This window comes from Mesorhizobium sp. M4A.F.Ca.ET.050.02.1.1, assembly GCF_003997725.1.
GTDB lineage: Bacteria > Pseudomonadota > Alphaproteobacteria > Rhizobiales > Rhizobiaceae > Mesorhizobium.
Window position 1 is genome coordinate 1 of the sequence record NZ_RZSG01001117.1, and the last position, 1,468, is coordinate 1,468.

General features: G+C 65.3%; 1 protein-coding gene and 1 pseudogene. One reads left to right on the forward strand and one right to left on the reverse strand.

Annotated features, from left to right (window positions below):
- Positions 1 to 186 (reverse strand): hypothetical protein (locus EOA33_RS39980; RefSeq protein ID WP_210212648.1); only part of this gene is annotated, 186 nt, incomplete at its 3' end.
- On the opposite strand from EOA33_RS39980, the pseudogene EOA33_RS35515 reads away from it, so the two are divergent.
- Positions 113 to 1,468: pseudogene (locus tag EOA33_RS35515) on the forward strand (prolyl oligopeptidase family serine peptidase); the annotation flags it as partial. The gene EOA33_RS39980 and the pseudogene EOA33_RS35515 sit on opposite strands and share 74 nt — an antisense overlap.

The window sequence follows — 1,468 nt, forward strand, 5'->3', positions numbered from 1 at the left end:
GAGCCGCAGGAAGCTGTGCGAGGAGAAGAAGTCGATGGTGCGGGCCAGGAACAGATGCCGCCTGGTGCCGTCGATCTCGACCCCGCCGCCAGCCGCAAGATCCTGCTTGTCGGCCTCGAAGTCGGGTTTTTCCTGGCTGGACGAGGGCACCGTCATCGTCTCGGCGGCCTTCGAGGAGGACGACAAGACGCAGTCCGGCTATCCGCGCGTGGTCAAGCTGTGGAAGCGCGGCACCAGGCTTGAAGACGCCACGCCGATCTTCGAGGCCGACAAGCAGGATCTTGCGGCTGGCGGCGGGGTCGAGATCGACGGCAACAGGCGGCATCTGTTCCTGGCCCGCACCATCGACTTCTTCTCCTCGCACAGCTTCCTGCGGCTCGCTTCCGGCGAGAACCGACGCATCCCGCTGCCAGACGACGCGACCGACACCGCGATCTTCCACGGACAACTCGTCTTCGGCGTGCGCAGCCCGTGGACGGCGCCGGACGGCACGCGCTGCCTGCCCGATGGGCTTTACTCACTGGATTTCGGACGTTGGATCGACACCAGCGTGCTGGGACCGGTCGAAACCGTACTCGCGCCGGCGCCTCGCGTTTCGATCGCTGGGTTGGCCCGCACCGATCAGCGGCTGTTCATCAACCTGATGGACAATGTGCGCGGTAAAGTCGTCGCTTGCGACCGGACGGGAAAAAGCTGGTCGCTGAAGCCAGTCGGTCTGCCCGAAAACGGCAATGTTGGCATCAGCCATGCGGAGCATTTCGGCGCCAGTGTCTCGTTCTCCTTCACCGATTTCCTGACGCCGAGCTCGATCATCTGGTCGGACGACGACGGCGAGACGCTGAAGACAGTGAAGGCGCAGCCGGCGCGCTTCGATGCCTCGCCCTTCATCTCCGAACAGTTCGAGGCACGCTCGAGCGATGGCACGATGATCCCCTATTTCGTGGTCAGGCGGCGCGACCAGGGCGGACCGGTGCCGACGCTGCTCTACGGCTATGGCGGCTTCGAGGTGCCGCTTCTGCCGGGCTATGCCGGCGTGCGCGGCCGGCTCTGGCTGGAGAAGGGCAACGCCTATGTGCAAGCCAACATACGCGGCGGCGGCGAGTTCGGCCCGGCCTGGCACCAGGCGGCGCTCAAGGGTAACCGTCAGAACGCCTTCGACGATTTCGCCGCGGTGGCAGAGGATCTCGTCAAGCGCGGCATCACGACGGCGGCGCAGCTCGGGATCCAGGGTGGCTCAAACGGCGGCCTGCTGACCGGCACGTCACTGATCCAGCGTCCGGAACTGTTCGGGGCCGTCATCATCGACGTGCCGCTGCTCGACATGCTGCGCTACACTGAACTGCCGCCCGGGGCTTCGTGGATCGCCGAATATGGCGATCCCTCGAAGCCGGAAGAGGCGGCATGGCTGGCGGCCTACTCGCCCTATCAACATGTCAAAGTGGGTGGCGACTATCCGCCGGTTCTGCTG